Origin of the sequence: Halalkalicoccus sp. CGA53 (genome assembly GCF_036429475.1) — an archaeon.
GTDB lineage: Archaea > Halobacteriota > Halobacteria > Halobacteriales > Halalkalicoccaceae > Natronorarus > Natronorarus salvus.
The window spans coordinates 1,763,606-1,785,298 of the sequence record NZ_CP144125.1; the positions used below are offsets into that span (position 1 = coordinate 1,763,606).

Here is a 21,693-nt window from a genome sequence, read left to right on the forward strand (position 1 = left end):
CGGATCGGCCGAGTTTTGTCGCTTCCCGCCCTCACCCCAGCTATGGCAACCTACGAACGCGAGACGTTCGTCGACGCGCCGCTGTCGGTCGTCTGGCGGTTCCACTCGAAGGCCGACGGACTTCGGGCGCTCACGCCCGACTGGCTGGGCCTCGACGTGATCGAGGTCCGGGGTCCCCACGGCGATCCGAACCCGGAGGAGCTGGTCGTGGGCTCCGAGATCGACATCCGGATGCGCCCGTTCGGACGGCTCCCGGGAGGGGAGTGGACGTCGAAGATCACCGAGCGCGCCTACGACGGCGAGTCGGCGATGTTCCGCGACGTGATGGTCGAGGGACCGTTCGCGCGCTGGGTCCACACCCACCAGTTCGCCGCCGAACGCGGCGGCACCAGGCTCAGGGACACGGTGAGCTACGAGCTCCCCCCCGGAGGCCTCGGGAGGCGACTCTCGCCGTTCGGCGTCGTCGGCTTCGAGCCGATGTTCCGCCACCGTCACCGCACGACCAAGGAGCTGTTGGAGTAGCTCGCGCTACCCCCGTTCGAGCAGGACGACGCCCGCGAGGATCGAGAGCCCCCCGAGAACCGTCGCGACCCCGACGGGTTCGGCGAACAGCAGCGCGCCGAGCGCGACGGTCACCGGCGGTTCGGCGGTGCTCACGATCCCCGCGCGGCTGGCGCCGATCAGTTCGAGCCCGGCGAAGAACGTGACGACGGGTAGTGCCGTCGCGAGCACGGCGATGGAGAGGAGGATCAGCCAGGGGACGGGTGCGGTCGGGACCGCGATCCCGCCGGTGGCGCTCCCCACGAGGAGGAACGTGACGCCCGCGGCGGGGAGGACGTGCGCGCTCAACACGAGCGGGTCGACGGTCCGCAACACCGCTCTGGAGACGGTGATGTAGAACGAGTAGGCGAGTGCGGCCCCGAGGACGACGACGATGCCGACGGGCGACGCGCCCGCCGGAGTCGCTCCTGAGACGAGCGCGATCCCGACCAGCGAGAGCGCGAGCGCGGCGACCATCTCCCGGGTCACGCGCTCGCCGATCGCGGCCACGGCGATGAGCACCACGAACGCTGGGTAGGTGTAGAGGACGACCGCGACGAGGCCGGCGGTCATGAACTCGAGTCCCAGGAAGTAGAGTCCGCTCTGTGTCGCGTAGCCGAGGCCGCCGAGCGCGATCGCGATCCCGAGCACTCGCCCGCGCAGAAGCTCCGCACGTCCGGTGAGGACGAGCAGCGCCCAGACCAGCGCCGCCGCGACGAGGAACCGGTAGACGAGCACCGTCGGGATGGAGAGGCCGGCCCGCTGGGCGTAGACGCCGAAGATTCCGAGCGTGCCGAAGCCCACCGCAGAGACGAGTACGAGGAGGAGTCCGAGGCGCTCGCGCTCGGCGACCGATCGAGTGCTCACAGGCGTGGCCTCTCCTGTCTCGGGGAAAAACCGATCGTTACCGGAACTCGACGCGAAGCGTCTCCTCGATCGGTTCCTCCGCCCGCCGGTACCGGCCGCCGTCGACCGTGAAGACCCGGATCGTGAGCACGAGCCTGGAGCCGGAAAGCGTCGCCCGGAGGACGGGACCGACGCTCGTGACCGTCACGTACGGTGGGGCTGGAACGGGTGGTGCGGGAAGCGATTCGTCCAGTACCGAGACGGCGTCGGAGAGGACGACTGGAAGACGGTCGGTGACGCCCGTCTCCGAGAGACGGGTCGAGAGCGGCGGGACGACCTCGATTCGGTCCTCGACGTACGCCCCGTCCCACATGGCGGCGACGCGGTCGGCACACTCGGCGGTCGTCCGGAGGAGATCGTCGTGTTCGGAGAGCAGTTTGGTGCGGACGAGGTCGGCGTCGGTCACGGGCGGGAGGATTCGGCCGGGTGGGAAAACGTCGTCGACCGCCGCGTTCCGAACGGCTTACGTCGCACTAGAGAAATGGCGGGTCGTGCTCGACGTGCTGACCGACCGGGCGCGCACACGAATCTCCCCGAGAGCCGCGCTCGCGGCGTCGATCCTCGCGCTCAGCACCGCCGCCATCCTCGTCCGCTGGTCGGGCGCGCCGAGTTCGGTCGTTGCCTTCTACCGCGTCCTCTTCACGCTCGCGCTGCTCGCGCCGTTCGCGCTCACCCGCCATCGCGCGGACTTCGCGGCGCTCGGGGCGCGCGACGCGGCCGTCGCGGCGGTGACGGGAATCGCGCTCGCGATCCACTTCGCGGCGTGGTTCGAGAGCCTCCGCTATACGAGCGTCGCCGCCTCCGTCACCCTCGTCCAGATGCAGCCGATCTTCGTCGCCGTCGGCGCCTACCTCCTCCTCGACGAGCGGATCACGAGCCGCACGGTGGGCGGGATAGTTCTGGCGATCTCCGGCGCGACGCTCATGTCCGTGACCGACCTCCTGACGGAGACGGCGTTCACCGAGACGGCGCTCTACGGCAACGCGCTCGCGGTCCTCGGCGCGGTGATGGCCGCCTGCTACGTGCTCGCCGGACGGTCGCTCCGCCAGCGCGTACCCCTGCTCCCCTACGTCACGGTCGTCTACGGCGCGTGTACGCTCGCGCTGCTCGTGATCGTGCTCGCGGGCGGCCACCCGCTCGGCGGCTACCCGGGACGGGAGTGGGTGCTCTTCTTCGCGCTCGCGCTCGGTCCGGGCGTCTTCGGTCACACGGTCGTGAACTGGGCGCTCGCCCACCTCGATTCGAGCGTCGTGAGCGTTTCCTTGCTGGGGGAGCCGGTCGGCGCGACGCTGCTCGCGTTCTTCCTGCTCACCGAGGTCCCCGAACTCATGACCGTCGTCGGAGGGGTAATCGTCCTCGGCGGGATCGTCACGACCGCGCGTGCACAACAGCTCTGACCGAACTTTCGCCCACTACTCCCCCTCCCACTCGCCGCCGACACGATCGAGGCCCATCATCGCCTCGCCCGGGTGTTCGGTGAAGACGACCTTCGCGTTCTCCTCGGGGACGTCGTGGGTCTCCACGGCGTACGCCATCACCGAGAGCGCGAACGCACGTTTCCGCTCGAACGGTCGGCCCCGGCGGATCTCGGCGTCGAGGAGGAGGATCGGCCCGTCGACCGCCCGCCCGAGGTGGAGGTCGGCCGGTCCACGATCCCGGATCACCACGGCGACGTGACCCACCTCGGTCGCCATCTCGGTCGTGTACGCCTCCGTCACCCGATCTGTGAACGCGCGTTTCTCACCGTCGGAGAGCGAGAGCGTCGTGTCGAACTGCAACAGCGGCATACCCCGACTCCCGTCGCCGGTGGCTTCCCCGTTTCGACCCCGCGTGAGCGATGCCGAGCTCACCGGCTCCAGGCTTCGGGCGCCCTGTCGAGCCGTCTGATCGTCGGGGGGTACGCGAACGCGATCACCAGCGCGACGAACAGCGAGATCCAGAAGCTCGTCTGGCCGAGAAACGCGCTCACGAGCACGACCACGACCAGGTAGATGGCGAGCATCGCGAGGTAGTGTGGGGCGAGCTGACGGAGCGTCGAGGACATACCGGCTCTCCGGCAGGGGTCGGATTAAAGCTCCCGCTCGGGTTCGACCGCCGAACCGACCGCCGAGAGCAGTTCACTCTCCCCGACCACTCGGCCCCGTTCACGGAGGGCGTCGTAGATGGCTCTCCCCTCCGGTCCGGTGTAGTTTCGCTCCTCGAACGGACGCTCCTCGACGACCACGACCGAGCGCGCCCCCCTCGCACAGTCGAGGTTCGGGAGGTTCCCAATGCCGACCTCCACGTCCGCGATGACGGTCACCTCGGCCCGGTCGATCAGCGTCGAGACCGACTCCTTCGTACGCCCGTCGACCGGGGAGAACGGCTCGATCGAGACCGCCTCGAGGCCGAGCGAGCGTGCGGTCTCCAGGTCCGAATCACCCTCGTTGAGCGCCCCGACCGTCACCTCGTAACCCGCGCCCGAGAGCAGGTAGAGCAGCCGAGAGGCGACGCCACCGCCGCCGATCACGTGGACGTGTGCCCCCGTCTTCGGGGGGCGCTCGGGCACCGCGGTCACGTACGTCGAGCCGGTCACCGGGTGACGCGTGACGACCGCGCGCGTGTCGAACGCCGCCTCGACGACGCCCTCGGTGAGCACCGACCCGGGTGGCCCGCTCTCGAGCACGCGCCCGTCGGAGAGGACGACGATCTCCTCGCAGTAGTGCGCGGCGAGGTTGAGGTCGTGGATCGCCGCGATCACGGTCTTCCCCTCGCTCACGAGTTCGGAGACGAGCTCGAGGGTGCGGAGCTGGTGGTTGATGTCGAGGCTGGAGGTGGGTTCGTCGAGGAGCAGTACGGGTGCGTCCTGTGCGAGCGCGCGGGCGAGGACGACCCGCTGGCGCTCGCCGCCGCTGACGTCCGAGATCGACCGATCCGCGAGGTGGCCGGTCTCGGTGCGAGAGAGCGCCCACTCGACGCGCTCTCTCCCCACCGGATCGCCCGTCCGGAGCCGGCCCCTGTAGGGGGTCCGGCCCATCGCGACGACGTCCCGGACGTCGAAGGCGAACGAGAGCGAGGTGTCCTGCGGAACGACCGCCACTCGCTTTCCTGCCTCCCTCGCCGAGAGCGCGTGGACGTCGGTTCCGTCGATCAGAACTCGGCCTGCCGCCGGCGCGAGTACGCCGGCGATCGTTCGTAAGAGCGTCGACTTCCCCGCGCCGTTCGGGCCGACGAACCCGACGAACGTGCCCTCGCCGACGCTCGCGGAGACGGCGGAGAGAACCGTCACCCCGCCCAAGCTGACGTCCACCTCCTCCACATCGATCATCGCGCTCGACTCGGCCCCGTTTCCGTCGACCACCCGTCTCCCGGACCTCGATCGCTCGCTCATCCGACCGCGTGCACCTCTCTGGTCCGGAGGAGGTAGAGGAAGAAGGGCGCGCCGAGCGCGGCGGTGACGATCCCGACCGGTACTTCCGCAGGTCCCACCCGCGCGACGGTGTCGGTCGCGACGAGGAAGGCCGCACCCGCGAGCGCGCTCGTCGGCAGCAGGATCCGGTGGTCCGGTCCCACGAGCAGTCGCATCATGTGGGGGACGATCAGCCCGACGAAACCGATCACGCCCGAGACGGCGACCGCAGCAGCCGTGACGATGCTCGCCGTCGCGAGCAGGATCCGTTTCGTCCACTCGACCTCGATCCCCAGCGTCCGCGCGTCCTCCTCGCCGAGCAGGAGCACGTTCAGGTCCTCGGTGTAGGCGTAGAGCACCACGAACGAGACGACGACGGCGGGCAACGAGAGCCTGACGTCTGCCCACGTGCTCGTGTGCAAGTGACCCATGAGCCAGTAGACGACCTGCTCTAAGCTCTCACCGGCGTTGATCTGGAGGAAGGAGATCACCGCACCCAGGAAGGTCTGGACCGCGATCCCCGCGAGCAACAGCGTCGCGACCGGCGTTCGTCCGTCCTCGGTCGCGATCAGGTAGACGACGAACGCGGTGACCGTCGCGCCGACGAACGCCGAGAGCTGGAGGCCGATCCCCATCGGCAGGGCGGTCGGCGCGACGATGAAGGCGACTGCGCCGACAGCGGCCCCCGAGGAGACGCCGATGATCGAGGGGTCGGCCATCGGATTCCTGAAAAAGCCCTGCATCACCGTCCCCGCTGCGGCGAGCGCGAAACCCACGATCGCCGCCAGGACGATCCTCGGCAGCCTGATCCCGGTGACGATCGTCTGGTGGCTCTCCGGTACCGAGAACGCGAAGACACGATCCGTACCCACCGACGGCCACGGGACCGAGAGCGGCCCGAGGTCGAACCACGTCAGCCCGACCGCGGTCGGAACGGGGACGACGTTGGCCACCGCCATCGCGACGACGTGCGGTTCGATCGTCACCGGACCGAGTCCCGTGCTGACGAGCGCGACCAGCACCAAGAGCGCCGCTAACCCCGCCGACCAGAGCAGCGTCCGAGTCCGCACCGCACCGTACACGAACCCAAATTCACTTGCTTTAGATAAATACTTATTGCGTTACTCCGAGCGTCGGGATATGCACAGAGCAATACTCGTGGCGGTGATCGCGCTGGTTGTCGCCGTCTCGGGGGTCGGGATGGGGGTCGTGGCGGCACCGGCGACCGACTCTCCGACCGCACAGGTCGAACCGACGTGCGAGTTCCCGCTGGCCGTCGAGGACGGCACCGGGGAGGAGATAGAACTGGACGAAGAGCCCGAACGGATCGTCGCCATCTCGCCGAGCGACGCACAGGTCCTCTTCGAGATCGGGGTCGAAGACAGGGTAGTGGGGATGCCCGTCGGCGCGTACACCGACTACCTCGACGGCCACGACGAGCCCGGGGACATCTCCGGCGAGGACGGCCTGACGCCGAACGTCGAGACGGTCGTCGGGCTCGAGCCCGATCTGGTGCTCGCCTCGTCGGTCGCCGACGAGGACCAGTTGGCCCAGCTCCGCGACGCCGGACTGACGGTCTATCAGTACGCCCCGGCGGCCTCGCTCGACGACGTCTACGACAATGTGGCGACCGCGGGCGAGCTCACCGGCGAGTGCGACGGCGCGGAGGAGACGATGGTGTGGATGGACGAGGAGATCGGGATCGTCGAGGCGGCGATCGAGGGCGAGGAGGAGCCCCTGGTCCTCTACGCGATGGGCGGCGGCTTCACCGCCGGCGAGGGCTCGTTCACCGAGCAGATCGTCCAGCGCGCAGGTGGGGTGAACCTCGGCAGCGAGGCCGGTATCGACTTCTACGAGCCGATCAGTGACGAGGTGATCGTCGAGGAGGACCCCGACTGGATCGTCTACCCCGACGACGTCGACGAACCCGACGTGAGCGAGGAGGTGCTGGAGGCGACGACCGCCGGCCAGGAGGGGAACGTCGCGTCGGTCGACGCCCAGTTCGCCAACCAGCCCGGACCGTACGTGATCCACGCGATCGCCGAACTCGCAGAGACGTTCCACCCGGACGCGTATGCGGAGGCGGCCGAGACAGTCGAGGACGACGCTGACGGGGCGGCGGAAGCCCAGGACGACGTCGAGGAGACCGACGACGCCGAGATGGACGACACGGAAGCGGACGACGACGCCGAAGAGACCGACGACGTGGCGGACGAAGCCGACGACGAGATCGACGACGGTGCCGACGACGCCGCCGAGGACCAGCCCGGATTCGGCGTGGTCGTCGCGCTCGTCGCGCTGCTGCTGGCAGGGCTGATCGGGGCCCACCGTAGGTGATCGGTCCTCGGAGGCTCGTCGTTCCGACGGTAACGATCCCCGGTGGCGTCGACACGGCCTCTCGACCACGCCACGAACGACCGCGATGCGTCCTTCCTCGAGGTTGCGAACGACGTTCTCCGTCTTCGCTGGCGTCTCCATGCCCACGAGTAAGTCGAGTCCGATCGGCGCGCGAACGACGGGGGCCGAGTCGGAGGGCTTTTTCCCGCGACCGAACGAGGATCTCCCATGACGGAGAACGTGATCTGGCCCGCCTACCTCGACGCGGATCGAAGCCGGTCGGGGGGCCGCCGGGTGCCGCTCGACCTCGCCGTCTCGAAGCCGACCGTCGACGAGATCGCCGCGGCGGTCCAGCAGGTCGGCTACGACGCCGCGATCGAGCGCGAGCGGATCTACCCACAGGAGTACGAGCCCCGCGGACGCGTGGTCGTGAAGGACGCCGACGACGCGACGAAGAACGACCTCGTGCAGGCGGTGGCGGCGTACGTCACCGCGCTCAGGGAGTGATGAGGGTGAGTGCGAGCGAGGCGTGGGAGGTGAACGACCGATGGCGATGAGGCGGATCGGCGAGGTCGTCTCGACCGCACAGGGGCTCGCGATCGTTCGCTGTCCGGGCGAGGGTCACCCCGAGATCGGGACGATGGTCGTGAACGATCGCCTCGACGGGGTGGGCCGGGTCGTCGACGTCTTCGGCCCCGTCTCGCGGCCGTACGCCGCGGTAACGCCACACGAGAAGGACGACCTGCCGAAACTGCTCGGGACGAAGCTCTACGCCCGGTAACGGAAGGCACATACCTCCCTGCCCGATTGCGGGTGTATGGACCACCGGACGCGTCTCGCCCTCGCGTCGGCCGCGACGCTCTCGCTGTTCGTGTTCGTCCAGCTCGGCGCGCTCGCGCTGGTCGAGCCGTTTCAGGGGGCCGGCCTCCAGCCGACCGAGGAGACCGACGACCCCTCGCTCGGGATCTGGTACCTGCTCGTCATCCTCGTCGCGACGGGCGGGATGCTCGCTGCCTTCCGCTACGGCTTCGACTGGGTCGTCCGCGGCGCGGTGATCCTCGCGAGCGTCCTGCTCTCCTGGTACGTCCTCCTCGTCGTCGTCCCCCCCGTGATCCTGATCGGAGACTGGAACGTGCTCGCGACGCTCGGCGCGCTCGGCGTCGGTTTCGGCCTGCTCGTCTACCCCGAGTGGTACGTCATCGACGCCGCCGGCGTGCTGATGGGCGCCGGTGCGGCGGGACTGTTTGGCATCACGTTCGGACTGCTCCCCGCGCTCGTCCTGCTCGTCGCGCTCGCGATCTACGACGCGATCAGCGTCTACGGCACGAAACACATGCTCTCGCTCGCCGACAGCGTGATGGATATCAAGGTCCCTGTACTCCTGATCGTCCCCACGACGCTCTCGTACTCGTTTCTCGCGACCGAGAAACCGGCGAGCCTCTCGGGAGAGGCCGAGGCCGACGGCGGCGCGGAACCGGACGGACACGGGGACGAAGAGCACGGGGAGACCGACGGGGACGGGCCGGACGCCGCTGAGAACGCAGAGGAGACCGTCGATCCGAGCCGGCGCGACGCGCTGTTCATCGGCCTGGGCGACGCCGTCATCCCCACCGTGCTGGTCGCCAGCGCCGCGTTCTTCATCCCCGTCGGCACCCTTTCCGTCCCTGGAATCGCGATCAACCTCGCCGCGCTCGGCGCGATGGTCGGCACGCTCTGCGGGCTCGTCGTCCTGCTCTGGATGGTGCTCAAGGGACGGGCCCACGCGGGCCTGCCGCTGCTCAACGGCGGTGCGATCGCGGGCTACGTCGTCGGCGCGCTCGCGAGCGGGCTCACGCTCGTCCAGGCGCTCGGTCTCGGGCCGTACCTCTGAACCGTGCGCGTCCGTCTCAGCTCCACGATCGACTGCTCGCCCGAGCGCCTCTGGACCGAGACGCTCACGACCCGGCTGCTCGCCTACGTCCTCTTCCCGTTCGTCTCGTTCTCGCCGCTCTGCGGGGAGTTTCCGGAGATCTGGTTCGAGCGTCGGTATCCCGTACGGATCCTCGCGTTCGGTCTCGTCCCGGTCGCCCGGCACACCATCGACGTCTCGATCCCAGTTGTCGAGAGCACGCCCGGAACCCAGCGGTACGTGCTCGTCGACGACGGCTCCGGGCCGCTCTTTCGTACCTGGCGACACACTATCACGGTCGAAGAGCGTGGCGGGGAGACGGTACTCATCGACGAGGTCCGGATCGATTCGGGCTACCTCACTCCGTTCGCGTGGCTGTTCGCCCACGTACTCTACCGGTATCGACAGTACAGGATCCGACGACTCGCGGCGAGAGGCTTCGAGTACCCCGAACGGATTCGCTGAAGTCCTGAGTGTACGTCCCTGTGGTCGAACTACCGAATCCAATTCGTTTCTCTGAAGCCTTGGGCATATACAGCGTGTATACAATACATTCGCTGCGTGTCGTAGTACGATAGCCCCAGCCACGAGCGGAGATTTATACCGCCATCGTCAGATGGATTCATTATGAATTCACGAACCTGTGCCTATGTCGCCAGCAAATCCGATCCGGAGAGTTGGCACGGGACAGAGTCATCCACGTTCTACCTCGATCAGAACTGGGGGATCGGAATCACGAAGTGGCATTGCCCGCATCCCCCGCTTGACCGAGAGGACGGCGGTGACAATGATGGCGACAACCAGTACTGTGTCTTTCACACCGATCCGACAAAGGTGCCTGACGATGTCGATGAGAATGAGGCCCTCTTGGACGCACTTCAGGACGCCGGTAACGGTCCATGGACCGACCGTCCAGAGCATCGGGGCCAATTCGTCGGGGCGACGTTCGGCGCCATTGATTTGTCTGGTGAGACGATCACAGCTACCGATCACCACGGCATTAGATTTGACCATGCCCGATTCAAATCCAATGACGCGAGCCTGAACTTCACAGAGACAAAATTCGTAGCAGAGGGACGACATCACATCTCGTTCGCTAGAACTGAATTCATGGCCACCGGTTATGGCTCTGTAGAATTCGAAGATGCGACGTTTCGAACCGATGACGAGGGCGAGATAGTGTTTGATGATGCGAGGTTTCAAGCCGCCGGCGACGTGGTGTTCTCCGATGCAACGTTTCAAACCAATGGCAAGGGTAAAGTGTGGTTCGACGATACGATGTTTCAGGCCGCCAGCGACGTGCGGTTCGAAAATGCGACGTTTCGAACCGATGGCGAGGGCGGGGTGTGGTTCGGCGATGCGACATTTCGAGCCGCTGGCTGTGGTTCAGTGAGGTTTATCGATGCGACATTTCGAGGCGACGGCAAGGGGTATGTGGGGTTCCCCATGACAACGTTTCGAGCCGACGGCGAGGGCTACGTGAGGTTCTGGAGTGCGAGGTTTCGGTCCGACGGCGACGGCCTCGTGGTATTTCGATATGCGGATTTGCTCAATGCAGACTTCCGGGAGGTTGAGTTCGGCGAAGCGGATTTCGGTGGGGTCGATTTCACTGGTACTAACCTTCAGGAAGCGAATATAGCTGATATTGGCTTGAGCGGATCGACAACCTGTGAACGACTATACGAAGGATACAGCGACGACCGTTCTACCGGACTTTTTTCCGCTCCAGCGCGTCTGAGGCGTCTTTACCGAGGATCCGAGTTCGACCCCGAGGGATGGGACGCGACAGCGCGGGCCTACCACCAACTCAAAATCGCATTCAGCGAGCACGGTCTGGTCGGCAGAGCTCGGAATATGCACATCCGGGAGCGTCGGGCCCGTAGTCTCGAAGCGAAGGCAGTAAACGGATGGTTCGATCGCCGGCATCTGCGTTCACTCTTTTCTCGGGTGTTTACGGGCTATGGGGTACAGGTTCGGAACCTTGTGATTTGGATGGTCATGCTTTTTGTGTTATCGACGGCAGTATACGTCTACGTAGGCGTCGAGGACACGCTCATGGAGAATATCTCCTACAGCGTACTCGCGTTCACGGTCGCTCCCCCAAGGATTCCGTCGGGAGTGGGAGTTCAACTTGTGATGATGGTCGAGACGTTCCTTGGTACGCTCTCGATTGTACTTCTGGGCTACATTCTTGGCAATCGCGAGCGGTTTTGACCTGGGGGCCGCGCCAAGTATATCGAACATGTCTCTGCTGATGAAACTCAGACAGGTGGCATCAACTTGAGCGACTCAGCCTCTGGGTTTGCAGACAACTCCTACCAGCGTTCAAAATAATCAGCCCGTCGATGCATTACCGGACTCGCAAACGGAGACTCGAAGTACCACCGACTATCGCCGGACGACCGCGGCGAGCGCCGCCCGCCACGGGACCAGGAGCGCGAGGCCGGTTCCGACCGTTACGGCGACGAACGTTGGCGGCGCGTTCCCGACGACGTTCGGACTCGCGCGGATCGCCGCGCCGACCAGTGCGGCGATGGTCCAGGCGACGCAGACCGCGAGCACGGAGCGAGTCACCGACTCGTACGTCCGGGAGGCGTAGAGTCCCAGGAGCGGGGCGACGAGCAGCCACCCGAGCAGGAACGGTGCGACCGTTTCGACCGTGTACGCCGGCACCGCGAGCGGGTCCTGCCCGTGGAAGACGAGGCCGACGGTGAGCTGTGCGGCGATCAGTACGAGATCCCCGATGAGTGCGAGCGCGGTCAGCGCGGAGCGTTCGAGCCGGACGACCGGCCGCGACCGGCTCCGGCTGACGGCGGACGAGGCTGCCATAACGCCCGCTACGTCGGGAGGTGATTTGGTTCCCGTGGTTGCGACCGAAACCGACCTGTGGATCGAGCCGGTAGGGGGGCCATGGCCCTCGCCTTCGAGTTCCTCGGCTGGCCCGACGAGGGCCCGACGCTCCGGCTCGACTACAGGAGGTTCGCCTACGCCGGGAAGTTCGTGATGTCGAGTACGGGGAAGGCCGTCGCTCGCGAGGGCGGGGAGGTGGTCGCGGCACTCGCGTTCAACGCGGATCGAACCGACGCGTCGACCTGCTGGCTTCGCTACGTCACCGTCCGCGAGGACCGCCGCGGCGAGGGGATCGGTCCCCGGCTGATCGCGTTCGCCCTCTCGGAGATCGACGAGCGGTTCGACCGGGTGAAGATCGCAGTCAACAACCCGTTCGCCTACGAGGCGCTCTACAAGGGGGGATTTGGCTTTACCGGGGAGGAGACGGGGATCGCCGAACTCGTCCTCTCCCGCCCCGCCCCCGAGGGACGGTCGGCCGACCGCTACCGCGATGGGCTCGACCGGTTCCGCGAGCGCGACCTGAGCGACGCCGAAGAGCGGTTCCTCGCCGAACGCGACGGCTGGTCGCCTCCCCCAGTCGAAGAGGACTGACCTCCGTTCAGGCGGCCTCGCTCGCGTCGCGACCGAGCGCGTCGGCGGTCCGCAGCGCGTCCTCGACCATCGCGGGCGTGACCTCGAACGGCTCGTTGTGGATCGTCTCGCCCCCGGCGCAGGCGGCCTCCGCGACGCTCCCGAGATCGGCGCTCTCCGGGTCGTCGATCCCGATCCCCGAGAGCGTCACGGGCAGGTCGGCCGCGAGCGAGAACTCGATCAGCTCCTCGACGAACGCGTCGTCGTGGCCCTCCAGAACCAGCTGCGTGAGCGTGCCGACGTTCACCTTCTCACCGTGGGTGGCGTGATGCGTCTCCTCGAGCTGTGTCAGCCCGTTGTGGACCGCGTGGGCGGCCGCGAGCCCGCCGCTCTCGAAGCCCAGTCCCGAGAGCAGGGTGTTCGCCTCGGTGACCGCCTCGACGCTCTCGGTCACCGCGTCGTTCTCGACGGCGTGGACCGCCGAGACGGCGTGTTCGCGGAGCGTCTCGTAGCAGAGTCGACCGAGGCGGTGGGCGGCCCGCGTCGACCGCCCGCCGACCATGTTCTCCGCGCTCGACCGATAGGCGGCGTCCGCCTCGAACCAGGTCGCGAGCGCGTCGCCGATCCCGGAGGTGAAGAATCGGGTGGGCGCGGTCGCGACGAGGGCGGTGTCGACGAGGACGAGGTCGGGGTGGCGCTCGTGAAACCAGTACTCCTCGAACTCCCCCTCGGGGGTGTAGATCACCGAGAGCGCGCTCGTCGGGGCGTCGGTCGAGGCGATCGTCGGCATCGAGACCATCGCCACGTCGTTCTCGATCGCGACGGCCTTCGCCGTATCGAGGGCCTTCCCGCCGCCCGCGCCGACGACGATGTCGGCTCCGGCGTCGGCGCCGATCCCCGCGATCCGCGCTACCTCCTCCTCCGAGGACTCCTCGCCGAACTCCTCGACGGTCGTCTCGATCCCCCGATCCCGGAAGCCTTCTTCGACCGGGTCGGCGACCAGCGACAGGACGACGTCGTCGCCGAGGACCAGCGCGTGGTCGCCGAGGCTCTCCGCGTGTGATCCGATCGCCGCGCTCACGTCGCGGCCCTGTACGTACGATCCGGGTGCCTCGAAGACGTAGGTCATGGGTGGGGAGAACACGACGCGAAACGGCTTAACAGTCGGGGACCGGGTCGGAGCGGAAACGAAACGACCGACCCCCCTCCGGATATACTCTCGATCGATGGAGACGACGCGTCACTTCACCGCCACCGCGTACATCGTCAACGACGGAGCCACGGCGCTCCACCACCATGAGCGCCTCGGCATCGAGGTGCCACCCGGGGGCCACGTCGACCGGGACGAACTGCCACACGAGACGGCCCTGCGGGAGATCGAGGAGGAGACCGGCCTCGAGGCGACGCTCGTGGACGACACCCGGGAGGTGACCGGCCCCGATGGGGTGAGTCTCCCGAGGCCGCGACACGTGATGCTCTACGACATCAACGTCCACGCCGACGGCTCGGTCGGCCACCAGCACGTCGATCTGCTCTACTACGCGAGCGTCGGGAGCCGCGAGATCAGCCCCGCGCCGGGCGAGGCCGGGACCGAGGCCTGGTCGTGGTACACCTCGGAGGAGCTACGCGAGAGCGAGGTCGATTCGGATACGGTCGAACTCGGTTGCGAGGCGATCGACGTCGTCGAGAACGGCGGTTAGTCCTCGGAATCGAGCAGCGACTCGACGTACCGATCCACGTGGCGGTCGATCCGCCGCTTGTAGCCCGCCTGCCGCGCCAGCCGGTCGAGTTCGCGCGAGACGAGGCTGCCGTACTGGACCGCCTTCTTTCCCCTCCTCGTGACCTCGTCCGGGACGAACGCCCGCGCGGCCTCGCGGAACGCCCACTTTCGGACCCCGTCACGAACGAGATGCTCGCCGTCGAGACGGAGTGCGATCTCGATCAGACGGTCGTCGAGCAGCGGCACGACGGGTTCGACGCCCGACGCGCGCAGGGCGAGCACGTCGCGTTCGAGGCCGTGGGGAAGTGACGAGACCGCCTCCCGGGCGGCCCCACGCACGGATTCGGCCTCGACGCGGTGGTCGAGACGGGCGACCTTCTCGTAGCCGCCGAACAGTTCGTCCGCGCCCTGACCGAGCGCGAGGCGGTCGAAGCCGTCCGCCGCCGCACGCTCACCGACCAGAAAGAGCGTGAGCGCGATCGAGACGTCCATCGCGTTCGTCCGACCGGTCGCCCGCGCTACCCTCCCTGCTGCCCGCTCGATCTCCCCGTGGGTGACGTCGATCTCGACCAGCTCCAGCCCGAGCAGGTCGGCGGCCGAGCGGGCGGCTTCGAGATCGTGACTCCCCTCGAAGCCCGCGACGTAACACGGTACCGAGAGCGCGCTCGCGACCACGGCGGAGTCGACCCCGCCCGAAAAGGCGACCGCGGTCCCGTCCGTGTCGATCGCGTCCAGACTCTCGCCGAGCCCGTCGCGGAGTCCCTCGATCGCGTCGCCGTCCTCCGCGGTCGGTTCCGGCTCCGGGAGCGTCCAGACCCGTTCGAGTCCGCCCTCGTCGCGAACGTGGCCTGTCGGGAACGAGACCGGATCGGCGAGATCCGTCGGCGAGAACGCCCACCCGGTCCCCTCGCGCTCGGTGAACAGCGGGTACCTGCCGAGGACGTCCCGGACGAGTTTTCCCCCGGGCAGTTCGCCGGCGAACCCCCGGTCCCCGGGGAGCGGATCGGCCGTCTCGATCGCCCGTTCGACGAGGTCGGCGGAAGCGCCGTGGAGGCTCATCGCGGGACGACCGAGCGGAGCCGGTTCTTCACCCGGCGTTTCGCGCCGCCGCCGGCCTGCCGGAAGCTGATCCGCCAGGGAGTCCGCTTGCCCTCGACGGTCGTCCGCCCCTCGCGGATCGCGTTCAGGATCCCCTCCAGACCCTCCTCGGCCTCCGAATCGACGTTCGTCACCGCCTGGCCGACCATCTCGCTGATGTGGGCGTCGCTCCCGGCGGTCACGGGGAGGTTGCGCTCACTCGCGAACCGTTCGGCCCGCATGTTCGCGATCCCGGTCAGCAGTCGTGAGTTGTAGATCTCGATCGCGTCGGCGCTCGCGAGCTGGTGGCGGGTGACGTTGTACGCGACGCCGCTTCGGGACTTCTGGAACGGGTGGGGGACGACCGCCACCCCGCCCAGCTCCCGGATCCGCGAGAGCGTCTCGTCGTACGGGAGCCCCGCCGGGACCTGCTCGGTGATCCCGAGTCCGAGGACGTGACCCGCCTCGGTCGTGATCTCGATGCCGGGGATGCCGACGAGACCGAACTGCGGGGCGAGTGCGGCGGCCTCGAGGCTCGCGTCGATCTCGTCGTGGTCGGTGATCGCGAGCGCGTCCAGTCCCACCGCTGCGGCCTGTTCGAGCAGCAGGTCGATCGGGTCTCGACCGTCGTAAGAGAGCTCGGAGTGCGCGTGGAGTTCGACGGTCAGCACACCTATCGCTTCGCGCGAGGCTGGCAAAAACACCCCGGTCGCGGACGGGTGGCCGTGACCGGTGGACGATGCTGGTCGGAATCGCCTCACCGGTCCCGCTACCGGGTCCGGTCCTCGAACGAGGGATCGGAGGAAAGACGTTCGACGAGGCGGCTCAGAACGCCTTCTGGGAGTCGGCGTCCGCGCGTGTGAGGTTCGTGTTCAGGAGCCCCTTCTGCGCTCTCCGGAGCCGTTCCGAGAGGGACTGGTGTGAGATGTCGAGGTGGTTCGACAGCTCCTCCAGGGAGGTCCGGCGAGGGATCTCGAAGTAGCCGTACTCGACCGCCAGCGAGAGCGCCTCGTACTGTTCCGGCGTGAGACCGACCGCGGGTATGTCCTCCTCCGAGACGCTTCGGATCGAGCCGATGTCGATCTCGATACCGTTCTCCCGGAGCAGTTCGACCGTTCGTTCGACGTCGGCGTGCAGCGTGTAGCGCAACCGAACCGACCACGTCCCCCCCGAGAGCGTGGCCGAGAGGACCGTACCCCCCGTCTCGACGATCCACCCCAGCACCCGGGGCCGACCCTCCTCGCACCGGACCGAGTAGAGCCACTCCTGTGTGTCGTCGGAGATCAGATCGTACCCCTCGATACGGGCCGTCGCATCGAGGGCCGCCTCCACGTCCCGTTTCTGCACACCCCGGACCCTGATCGGGAGCCCGGTCGCCTGCACCACCTGTTCGAGCTCCATCTCGATCGAGGGATCTCGTTCGACCGCCTCCGCGAACAGCGTCTGTGACGCGGGGAACCGGAGTTCCACTATCGTGACCATGATCAGCCCCCGATCCGGTCGGTCGGCTCGATCAAGCGCCTCTCCGGGTCGTACTCGAGGACGTCGGCGTCGGCCAGCGCGGGGAGGTGGACGTGGTGAAGCGAGATGGCGACGCGCTCGATGGCGTCACTGTCGGCGGGGATCGTCCCCTCCCGGGCGACGATGCCCGCCGCGAACTCCTCGAGGTCGAGCGTCGCTGTCGTCTCCGCGAGGAGGTCGAGCGCCAGTCGGCGGCGGGCCGACGCGAGCAGGCTGTACCGCTCGTCCGGGGCCAGTTCGACCCCGCTCAGTACGCTCTCGTTCGCCGTGTACATGGTCTGTGACATCGTTTGTGCTCCCGTTCGGCCAGCGGCTGCCGGCACGTACCCGTTCGGAGACACCGTACACCCGTAACGACACACTAGAACTGATGAGGCACGTCTGACCGCGACTCATCGGATTCGGTGTCTAATCGGACGGCACGGCTCCGCCCCGACCGCCCTCACCCGGTAGCCGAACCGTGTGGGCACTTCGCACGGTAGGCTCCATCGACGGAAGGTTCATGGCCTCGTCATGCGTTAGGCTGCTCGATGGGAGCGAGTGGACTGACCGACACCCTCCGGGAAACGCTCGCGGTCTTCGACGGCTCCGGGGAACCGCGGACGACGCCCGAGGTGGCAGAGCGTCTCGACCTCGGCCGTCGAAGCACGTACGCCCGGCTGGAGCGACTCGTCGACCACGACCGCCTCGAGACGAAGAAGGTCGGGGCGAACGCCCGCGTGTGGTGGCGGCCGCCCCCAGAGCGACCCTCCGGCGACGGGGATGACCCCTCCGTCCGCTCGCCGACGAGCATCGAGGTGTTCGCGTCGGACCCGTCGGCTGCCGCGGAGTCGCTCGTCGCCGACGTGATCGACGACGTCGGGGTCGGCGTCTTCGTCCTCGACGAGGAGTTCCGGGTCGCCTGGATCAACCGGGCGACCGAGCGGTACTTCGGGTTCGACCGCGAGGAGGTCGTCGGGAGCGACAAACGCCGTCTCGTCGAGGAACGGGTCGGGCCGGTCGTCGCGGACGGCGACGCGTTCGCGGACCGGGTGCTCGCGACCTACGACGACAACACGTACGTCGAATGCTTCGAGTGTCACGTGACGGCGGGCGAGGCTCGCGAGGAACGCTGGCTCGAACACCGGAGCAAACCGATCGAGACCGGCGCGTTCGCTGGCGGACGGATCGAACTCTACTACGACGTCACGGAACGGAAACGCTCGGAACGGGCGCGCAGACGGGACACAGAACGGTTCGGATCGCTGATCGACGCCGTCGAGGAGTACGCCATCTTCACCCTCGACACGCAGGGGTACGTCCGGAGCTGGAACCCCGGTGCCGAGCGGATCAAAGGCTACGAAGTCGGTGAGATCCTCGGCGAGCACTTCTCGGGGTTCTACACCGACGACGACAGGACCGCCGGCGTGCCCGAGGAAAACCTCTCCGAGGCGAGAGCCGAGGGTTCGGTCGAGGACGAGGGCTGGCGCGTCCGGGCCGACGGCACGCGGTTCTGGGCGAGCGTCACGATCACGGCCATCCGGGACGAGGACGGCGCGCTCGAGGGCTACGCGAAGGTCACCCGCGACACGACCGACCGACGCGAGTACGAAGAGGAGATACGTCGAGAGCGGGATTTCACCCGGAGGCTGCTGGAGACGGTCCCCGTCGGCGTGCTGACCGTCGGAACGGACGGGACGATCGACACCGCGAACCGGCGGGCGGTCGAACTCCTCGAACTCGACCGGGACGCCGACGGCACGTACACGCTCGGGGACGTCGAACTCACCGACGAGGAAGGCGACCCACTGGCCCCCGACGAGCGGCCGTTCGTCGAGACGATCGAGACCGGCGGGTCGGTCCGAAACCGACACTTCCGACTGCGGTCGTCGAACGGGTGCCGTCGCTGGCTCTCGACGAACGCCGAGCCGATGGTAGCCGACGGGGGTGAGGCCGATCGGGCCCTCCTCACCGTCGAGGACGTCTCGCAGCGGGTGGAACAGGCCGAACGGCTGGAGCGACAGCGCGACGACCTCGAGAGCGAACTCGAGGAGGTCCTCGGTCGGGTCACCGACGCGTTCTACGCGGTCGACGACGAGTGGCGGTTCACGCACGTCAACGAGCGTGCGGAGGAGCTGATCGACGTCGAGGGCAGCGGGCTCGTCGGGAAGGATATCTGGGCGACGTTCGAGTGGGCCGCCGAGTCGAGGCTTCGCGAGGAGTACGAACGCGCCATGGTGACCCAGGAGCCGACGTCGTTCGACCTCTTCTACCCCGACCCCCTCGACGCCTGGTTCGAGATCCACGCCTATCCCGGGGAGTCCGGGCTGTCGGTCTACTTCCGCGACATCACGAAGCGCAAGGAACGTCAGCTCGAACTCGAACGGTACGCCGGGATCGTCGACGCGGTCGGCGAACCGGTCTACGAGGTCGACACCGCCGGACGACTCGTCTTCGTCAACGAGGCGTTCGTCGAGTACTCGGGCTACGAGGAGTCGGAACTGCTCGGACGGCACGTCTCCATCGGGATGGACGAGGAGGCGATCGACCGGGTCGAGCGGCGTGTCGCCAAGCTGCTCGCGAACGGTGGTGACGGGACGACGGCTGTCGAGTACGAGGTGCGAACGAAAGGGGGCGACCGGATCCCCGTGGAGAACCGGATCTCGCTGCTGACCGACGACGACGGCCGGATCCGTGGCTCGGCGGGGATGCTGTGGGACGTGAGCGACCGAAAGGAGGCCGAGCGGGCCGTACTGGAGAGCGAGGAGCGGCTCCGACTCGCGCTCGAGGCGGCCGAGCTCGGAGCCTGGGAGCTCGACCTCCGGACCGGGGAGTCGCCCGTCCGCTCGCCCCAGCACGACCGGATCTTCGGCTACGAGGAGCCGCTCGAGGACTGGTCGGTCGACCGGTTCCTCGAGCACGTCCACCCGGAGGATCGGGAGGCAGTAGAGCGGCTGTTCGACGACGCCTTCGAGACGGGCGAGTGGACGTTCGAGTGTCGGATCGTCCGCGCGGACGGCGAGGAACGGTGGGTCGAGGCCCACGGCGAGTTCGAGTTCGACGACGGGGGCGAACCCATTCGCGCGATCGGCGTCGTTCGGGACGTCACCGAGCGCAAGGAGCGCGAGCGGACGCTCGAGACGCAGGTCCACCAGCAGGAGGTCGTCGCCGACCTCGGCACGGCCGCGCTCGAGGACGCGGACCTCGACGCGCTGATGAGGGATGCGACGAGGCTGGTCGCCGACACCCTCGATACCGAGTACTGCAAGGTGCTGGATCTGGACGGCGACGCCGGGGAGCTCCTGCTCAGACAGGGCGTCGGGTGGAACGAGGGGCTCGTCGGCGAAGCGACGGTTTCGGCCGTCGAGGACGACTCGCAGGCGGCCCACACGCTGGCGGTCGAGGAGCCGGTGGTCGTCGAGGACCTGAGGACCGAGTCGCGGTTCAGCGGTCCCGACCTCCTCCGGGACCACGACGTGCGAAGCGGCATCAGCACGATCATCGGTCCCGCCGCCGACCCCTGGGGGATCCTCGGAACCCACGACACCGATCCCAGGGAGTTCACCGACCTCGACGTGAGCTTCGTCCAGTCGGTCACGAACGTCCTCGCGAGCGCGATCGACCGTCACGAGTACGAGCGACGGCTCCTCTCCCAGCGCGAGGAACTCGCCGCGCTCGACGACCTCAACTCCATCGTGAGCGAGGTCACGGACACCGTCATCGAACAGTCCACGCGCGAGAAGATCGAACAGGCGGTCTGTGACGCCCTGGCGAGGACCGACGCCTACGAGTTCGCCTGGTTGGCCGAGGTCGACTCGGCCACGAACACCTTCCGACCGCGCGCCAGCGCCCGGACGCGCGGCTACGCCGATCGGGTGGTGGTCTCGTTGGACCCGGACGACCCCGGAAACGAGGGCCCCGGCGCGAGGGCCGTCCGCGAGCGGGAGACGCAGGTCGTCCGGAACGTGTTCTCGGACCCGTCGTTCGAACCGTGGCGGGAGGCCGCCGCCGAGTTCGGCTTCACCGCGGTGGCCGCGATTCCGGTGGTCCACGAGGGGACCGTCTACGGGGTTCTCGGCGTCTACGCCGACCGTCCGGACGCGTTCGACACCGCGGAGCGCGCCGTCATCGATCGGCTCGGAGAGGTCGTCGGCCACGCCATCGCCGCCGTCGAGCGAAAGCGTGCGCTGATGAGCGACGAGCTGATCGAACTCGACCTCCGGATCACGGACGTCCTCTCTGCGCTCGGCTCGCCGGTCGAGATGCCGGGAACGATGACGCTCGAGTACACGATCCCCCTCGGTGACGACGAGTTCCTCGTCTACGGCACCGCGACACCGGACGCCATCGACACGGTGTGCGGTCTCGTCGACACGATCCCCCACTGGGACGCGGTCACCGTCCGTTCGAGGGGAGACCCGACACGCTTCGAACTCCGGCTGACGGACCCGCCGTTGCTCTCGGTCGTCGCGGACCACGGCGGCTACATCGACTCCGCCGTCGTCGAGGACGGTGACTATCGGGTGACGATACACCTCCCGCCGGGCGTCGACGTCCGCCGGCTCCTCGACGGCGTCGAGGAGGCGTATCCGGGGACCGAGATGCACCGCCGCCGGCAGCTCACGCGGTCGGGTGACGACCCACACCGCATCCAGCGCCGTCTCCTGCGGTCGCTCACCGACAGACAGCGCGCCGCCCTCGACACCGCCTACCACGCGGGCTACTTCGAGTGGCCGCGCGAGGCTGACGGTACCGAGGTCGCAGACTCCCTGGGCGTCGCCCCCACGACGTTCCACCAGCACCTCCGGAAGGCGGAGTCGAAGGTGGTGGGCTCGCTGTACTCGTCCGTGACCGGAAGCGACGGGTGACCGAGTGGCGACTCACCGCCTCGAGCGACGGAGCACCACCGGTCGATCG

The 21,693-nt window shown here is 67.9% G+C and carries 23 protein-coding genes; 11 read left to right on the forward strand and 12 right to left on the reverse strand.

Annotation, left to right across the window (positions count from 1 at the left end):
- The first annotated feature begins 42 nt into the window (after positions 1-42).
- Entirely contained in the window at positions 43-522 is a 480-nt protein-coding gene (locus tag V2L32_RS10545) for an SRPBCC family protein (protein WP_331236452.1), read from the forward strand.
- Between the two features lie 6 nt (positions 523-528).
- On the opposite strand, the gene V2L32_RS10550 is transcribed toward V2L32_RS10545, so the two are convergent.
- Entirely contained in the window at positions 529-1,407 is an 879-nt protein-coding gene (locus V2L32_RS10550) for a DMT family transporter (RefSeq protein WP_331236453.1), read from the reverse strand.
- A gap of 37 nt (positions 1,408-1,444) precedes the next feature.
- The gene (locus V2L32_RS10555; RefSeq protein ID WP_331236454.1) at positions 1,445-1,852 is read right to left on the reverse strand and encodes a hypothetical protein; all 408 of its coding nucleotides are present in this window, start codon (positions 1,850-1,852) and stop codon (positions 1,445-1,447) included.
- A gap of 85 nt (positions 1,853-1,937) precedes the next feature.
- On the opposite strand from V2L32_RS10555, the gene V2L32_RS10560 reads away from it, so the two are divergent.
- Complete coding sequence (locus tag V2L32_RS10560; protein WP_331236455.1) at positions 1,938-2,843, forward strand: DMT family transporter; 906 nt, start codon at positions 1,938-1,940, stop codon at positions 2,841-2,843.
- 15 nt (positions 2,844-2,858) lie between these two features.
- Here V2L32_RS10560 and V2L32_RS10565 read toward each other — a convergent pair whose 3' ends face one another.
- The 4 genes from V2L32_RS10565 to btuC are packed head-to-tail and all read right to left on the reverse strand — an operon-like array spanning position 2,859 to position 5,916.
- On the reverse strand, positions 2,859-3,233 hold the full coding sequence (locus V2L32_RS10565; protein ID WP_331236456.1) for a tautomerase: 375 nt from the start codon (positions 3,231-3,233) through the stop codon (positions 2,859-2,861).
- Between the two features lie 59 nt (positions 3,234-3,292).
- Positions 3,293-3,490, reverse strand: a complete 198-nt coding sequence (locus tag V2L32_RS10570; RefSeq protein WP_331236457.1) for a hypothetical protein — start codon at positions 3,488-3,490, stop codon at positions 3,293-3,295.
- 24 nt (positions 3,491-3,514) lie between these two features.
- Positions 3,515-4,816: an ATP-binding cassette domain-containing protein gene (locus V2L32_RS10575; RefSeq protein WP_331236458.1), complete on the reverse strand. Its 1,302-nt coding sequence runs from the start codon at positions 4,814-4,816 to the stop codon at positions 3,515-3,517.
- Positions 4,813-5,916: a vitamin B12 ABC transporter permease BtuC gene (btuC, locus tag V2L32_RS10580; RefSeq protein ID WP_331236459.1), complete on the reverse strand. Its 1,104-nt coding sequence runs from the start codon at positions 5,914-5,916 to the stop codon at positions 4,813-4,815. The genes V2L32_RS10575 and btuC overlap by 4 nt, the downstream gene beginning before the upstream one ends.
- A 58-nt stretch (positions 5,917-5,974) precedes the next feature.
- Between btuC and V2L32_RS10585 the strand changes: the two genes are divergently transcribed.
- The 6 genes from V2L32_RS10585 to V2L32_RS10610 all read left to right on the forward strand — a co-directional run bounded on the left by V2L32_RS10585 (position 5,975) and on the right by V2L32_RS10610 (position 11,273).
- Positions 5,975-7,171 carry a PGF-CTERM-anchored ABC transporter substrate-binding protein gene (locus tag V2L32_RS10585; protein WP_331236460.1) on the forward strand — a complete coding sequence of 399 codons (1,197 nt, stop codon included), beginning with the start codon at positions 5,975-5,977 and terminating at the stop codon, positions 7,169-7,171.
- 228 nt (positions 7,172-7,399) lie between these two features.
- The gene (gene srp19 / locus V2L32_RS10590) at positions 7,400-7,678 is read left to right on the forward strand and encodes a signal recognition particle subunit SRP19 (RefSeq protein ID WP_331236461.1); all 279 of its coding nucleotides are present in this window, start codon (positions 7,400-7,402) and stop codon (positions 7,676-7,678) included.
- Positions 7,679-7,724: 46 nt separating this feature from the next.
- Positions 7,725-7,952 carry an H/ACA ribonucleoprotein complex subunit GAR1 gene (locus V2L32_RS10595; RefSeq protein WP_331236599.1) on the forward strand — a complete coding sequence of 76 codons (228 nt, stop codon included), beginning with the start codon at positions 7,725-7,727 and terminating at the stop codon, positions 7,950-7,952.
- Between the two features lie 36 nt (positions 7,953-7,988).
- Positions 7,989-9,041, forward strand: a complete 1,053-nt coding sequence (locus V2L32_RS10600; RefSeq protein ID WP_331236462.1) for a presenilin family intramembrane aspartyl protease PSH — start codon at positions 7,989-7,991, stop codon at positions 9,039-9,041.
- 3 nt (positions 9,042-9,044) lie between these two features.
- Entirely contained in the window at positions 9,045-9,524 is a 480-nt protein-coding gene (locus tag V2L32_RS10605; protein ID WP_331236463.1) for a hypothetical protein, read from the forward strand.
- Positions 9,525-9,686: 162 nt separating this feature from the next.
- Entirely contained in the window at positions 9,687-11,273 is a 1,587-nt protein-coding gene (locus V2L32_RS10610; RefSeq protein WP_331236464.1) for a pentapeptide repeat-containing protein, read from the forward strand.
- 174 nt (positions 11,274-11,447) lie between these two features.
- Here V2L32_RS10610 and V2L32_RS10615 read toward each other — a convergent pair whose 3' ends face one another.
- A complete protein-coding gene (locus V2L32_RS10615) occupies positions 11,448-11,888 on the reverse strand; it encodes a DUF3054 domain-containing protein (protein WP_331236465.1) in 441 nt (146 codons plus the stop codon).
- 81 nt (positions 11,889-11,969) lie between these two features.
- On the opposite strand from V2L32_RS10615, the gene V2L32_RS10620 reads away from it, so the two are divergent.
- Positions 11,970-12,500 carry a GNAT family N-acetyltransferase gene (locus V2L32_RS10620; RefSeq protein WP_331236466.1) on the forward strand — a complete coding sequence of 177 codons (531 nt, stop codon included), beginning with the start codon at positions 11,970-11,972 and terminating at the stop codon, positions 12,498-12,500.
- Positions 12,501-12,507: 7 nt separating this feature from the next.
- Here V2L32_RS10620 and V2L32_RS10625 read toward each other — a convergent pair whose 3' ends face one another.
- Positions 12,508-13,608: a glycerol dehydrogenase gene (locus V2L32_RS10625; RefSeq protein WP_331236467.1), complete on the reverse strand. Its 1,101-nt coding sequence runs from the start codon at positions 13,606-13,608 to the stop codon at positions 12,508-12,510.
- 97 nt (positions 13,609-13,705) lie between these two features.
- Between V2L32_RS10625 and V2L32_RS10630 the strand changes: the two genes are divergently transcribed.
- Positions 13,706-14,179, forward strand: coding sequence for an NUDIX hydrolase (locus tag V2L32_RS10630; RefSeq protein ID WP_331236468.1), 474 nt, complete (start codon positions 13,706-13,708; stop codon positions 14,177-14,179).
- On the opposite strand, the gene V2L32_RS10635 is transcribed toward V2L32_RS10630, so the two are convergent.
- From V2L32_RS10635 to V2L32_RS10650, 4 genes are all read right to left on the reverse strand, one after another.
- Positions 14,176-15,258 carry an asparagine synthase C-terminal domain-containing protein gene (locus V2L32_RS10635; RefSeq protein WP_331236469.1) on the reverse strand — a complete coding sequence of 361 codons (1,083 nt, stop codon included), beginning with the start codon at positions 15,256-15,258 and terminating at the stop codon, positions 14,176-14,178. The two genes, V2L32_RS10630 and V2L32_RS10635, sit on opposite strands and share 4 nt — an antisense overlap.
- A complete protein-coding gene (locus V2L32_RS10640) occupies positions 15,255-15,947 on the reverse strand; it encodes a PHP domain-containing protein (protein ID WP_331236470.1) in 693 nt (230 codons plus the stop codon). Before V2L32_RS10640 ends, V2L32_RS10635 begins: the two co-directional genes overlap by 4 nt.
- Before the next feature lie 154 nt (positions 15,948-16,101).
- The gene (locus tag V2L32_RS10645; RefSeq protein ID WP_331236471.1) at positions 16,102-16,758 is read right to left on the reverse strand and encodes a helix-turn-helix domain-containing protein; all 657 of its coding nucleotides are present in this window, start codon (positions 16,756-16,758) and stop codon (positions 16,102-16,104) included.
- A gap of 2 nt (positions 16,759-16,760) precedes the next feature.
- Positions 16,761-17,084 carry a DUF7344 domain-containing protein gene (locus V2L32_RS10650; protein WP_331236472.1) on the reverse strand — a complete coding sequence of 108 codons (324 nt, stop codon included), beginning with the start codon at positions 17,082-17,084 and terminating at the stop codon, positions 16,761-16,763.
- A 243-nt stretch (positions 17,085-17,327) separates the two neighbouring features.
- Between V2L32_RS10650 and V2L32_RS10655 the strand changes: the two genes are divergently transcribed.
- The gene (locus V2L32_RS10655) at positions 17,328-21,644 is read left to right on the forward strand and encodes a PAS domain S-box protein (protein WP_331236473.1); all 4,317 of its coding nucleotides are present in this window, start codon (positions 17,328-17,330) and stop codon (positions 21,642-21,644) included.
- Positions 21,645-21,693 lie beyond the last annotated feature (49 nt).

Coding starts and splice junctions, on each gene's coding strand:
- V2L32_RS10645 (WP_331236471.1), bottom strand. CDS start 16,758: ATGGTCACGATAGTGGAACTCCGGTTCCCCGCGTCACAGACGCTGTTC.
- V2L32_RS10570 (WP_331236457.1), bottom strand. CDS start 3,490: ATGTCCTCGACGCTCCGTCAGCTCGCCCCACACTACCTCGCGATGCTC.
- V2L32_RS10650 (WP_331236472.1), bottom strand. CDS start 17,084: ATGTCACAGACCATGTACACGGCGAACGAGAGCGTACTGAGCGGGGTC.
- V2L32_RS10575 (WP_331236458.1), bottom strand. CDS start 4,816: ATGAGCGAGCGATCGAGGTCCGGGAGACGGGTGGTCGACGGAAACGGG.
- V2L32_RS10595 (WP_331236599.1), top strand. CDS start 7,725: ATGAGGCGGATCGGCGAGGTCGTCTCGACCGCACAGGGGCTCGCGATC.
- V2L32_RS10545 (WP_331236452.1), top strand. CDS start 43: ATGGCAACCTACGAACGCGAGACGTTCGTCGACGCGCCGCTGTCGGTC.
- V2L32_RS10625 (WP_331236467.1), bottom strand. CDS start 13,608: ATGACCTACGTCTTCGAGGCACCCGGATCGTACGTACAGGGCCGCGAC.
- V2L32_RS10655 (WP_331236473.1), top strand. CDS start 17,328: ATGGGAGCGAGTGGACTGACCGACACCCTCCGGGAAACGCTCGCGGTC.
- V2L32_RS10630 (WP_331236468.1), top strand. CDS start 13,706: ATGGAGACGACGCGTCACTTCACCGCCACCGCGTACATCGTCAACGAC.
- srp19 (WP_331236461.1), top strand. CDS start 7,400: ATGACGGAGAACGTGATCTGGCCCGCCTACCTCGACGCGGATCGAAGC.
- V2L32_RS10565 (WP_331236456.1), bottom strand. CDS start 3,233: ATGCCGCTGTTGCAGTTCGACACGACGCTCTCGCTCTCCGACGGTGAG.
- V2L32_RS10615 (WP_331236465.1), bottom strand. CDS start 11,888: ATGGCAGCCTCGTCCGCCGTCAGCCGGAGCCGGTCGCGGCCGGTCGTC.
- V2L32_RS10620 (WP_331236466.1), top strand. CDS start 11,970: ATGGCCCTCGCCTTCGAGTTCCTCGGCTGGCCCGACGAGGGCCCGACG.
- V2L32_RS10585 (WP_331236460.1), top strand. CDS start 5,975: ATGCACAGAGCAATACTCGTGGCGGTGATCGCGCTGGTTGTCGCCGTC.
- V2L32_RS10610 (WP_331236464.1), top strand. CDS start 9,687: ATGAATTCACGAACCTGTGCCTATGTCGCCAGCAAATCCGATCCGGAG.
- V2L32_RS10635 (WP_331236469.1), bottom strand. CDS start 15,258: ATGAGCCTCCACGGCGCTTCCGCCGACCTCGTCGAACGGGCGATCGAG.
- V2L32_RS10600 (WP_331236462.1), top strand. CDS start 7,989: ATGGACCACCGGACGCGTCTCGCCCTCGCGTCGGCCGCGACGCTCTCG.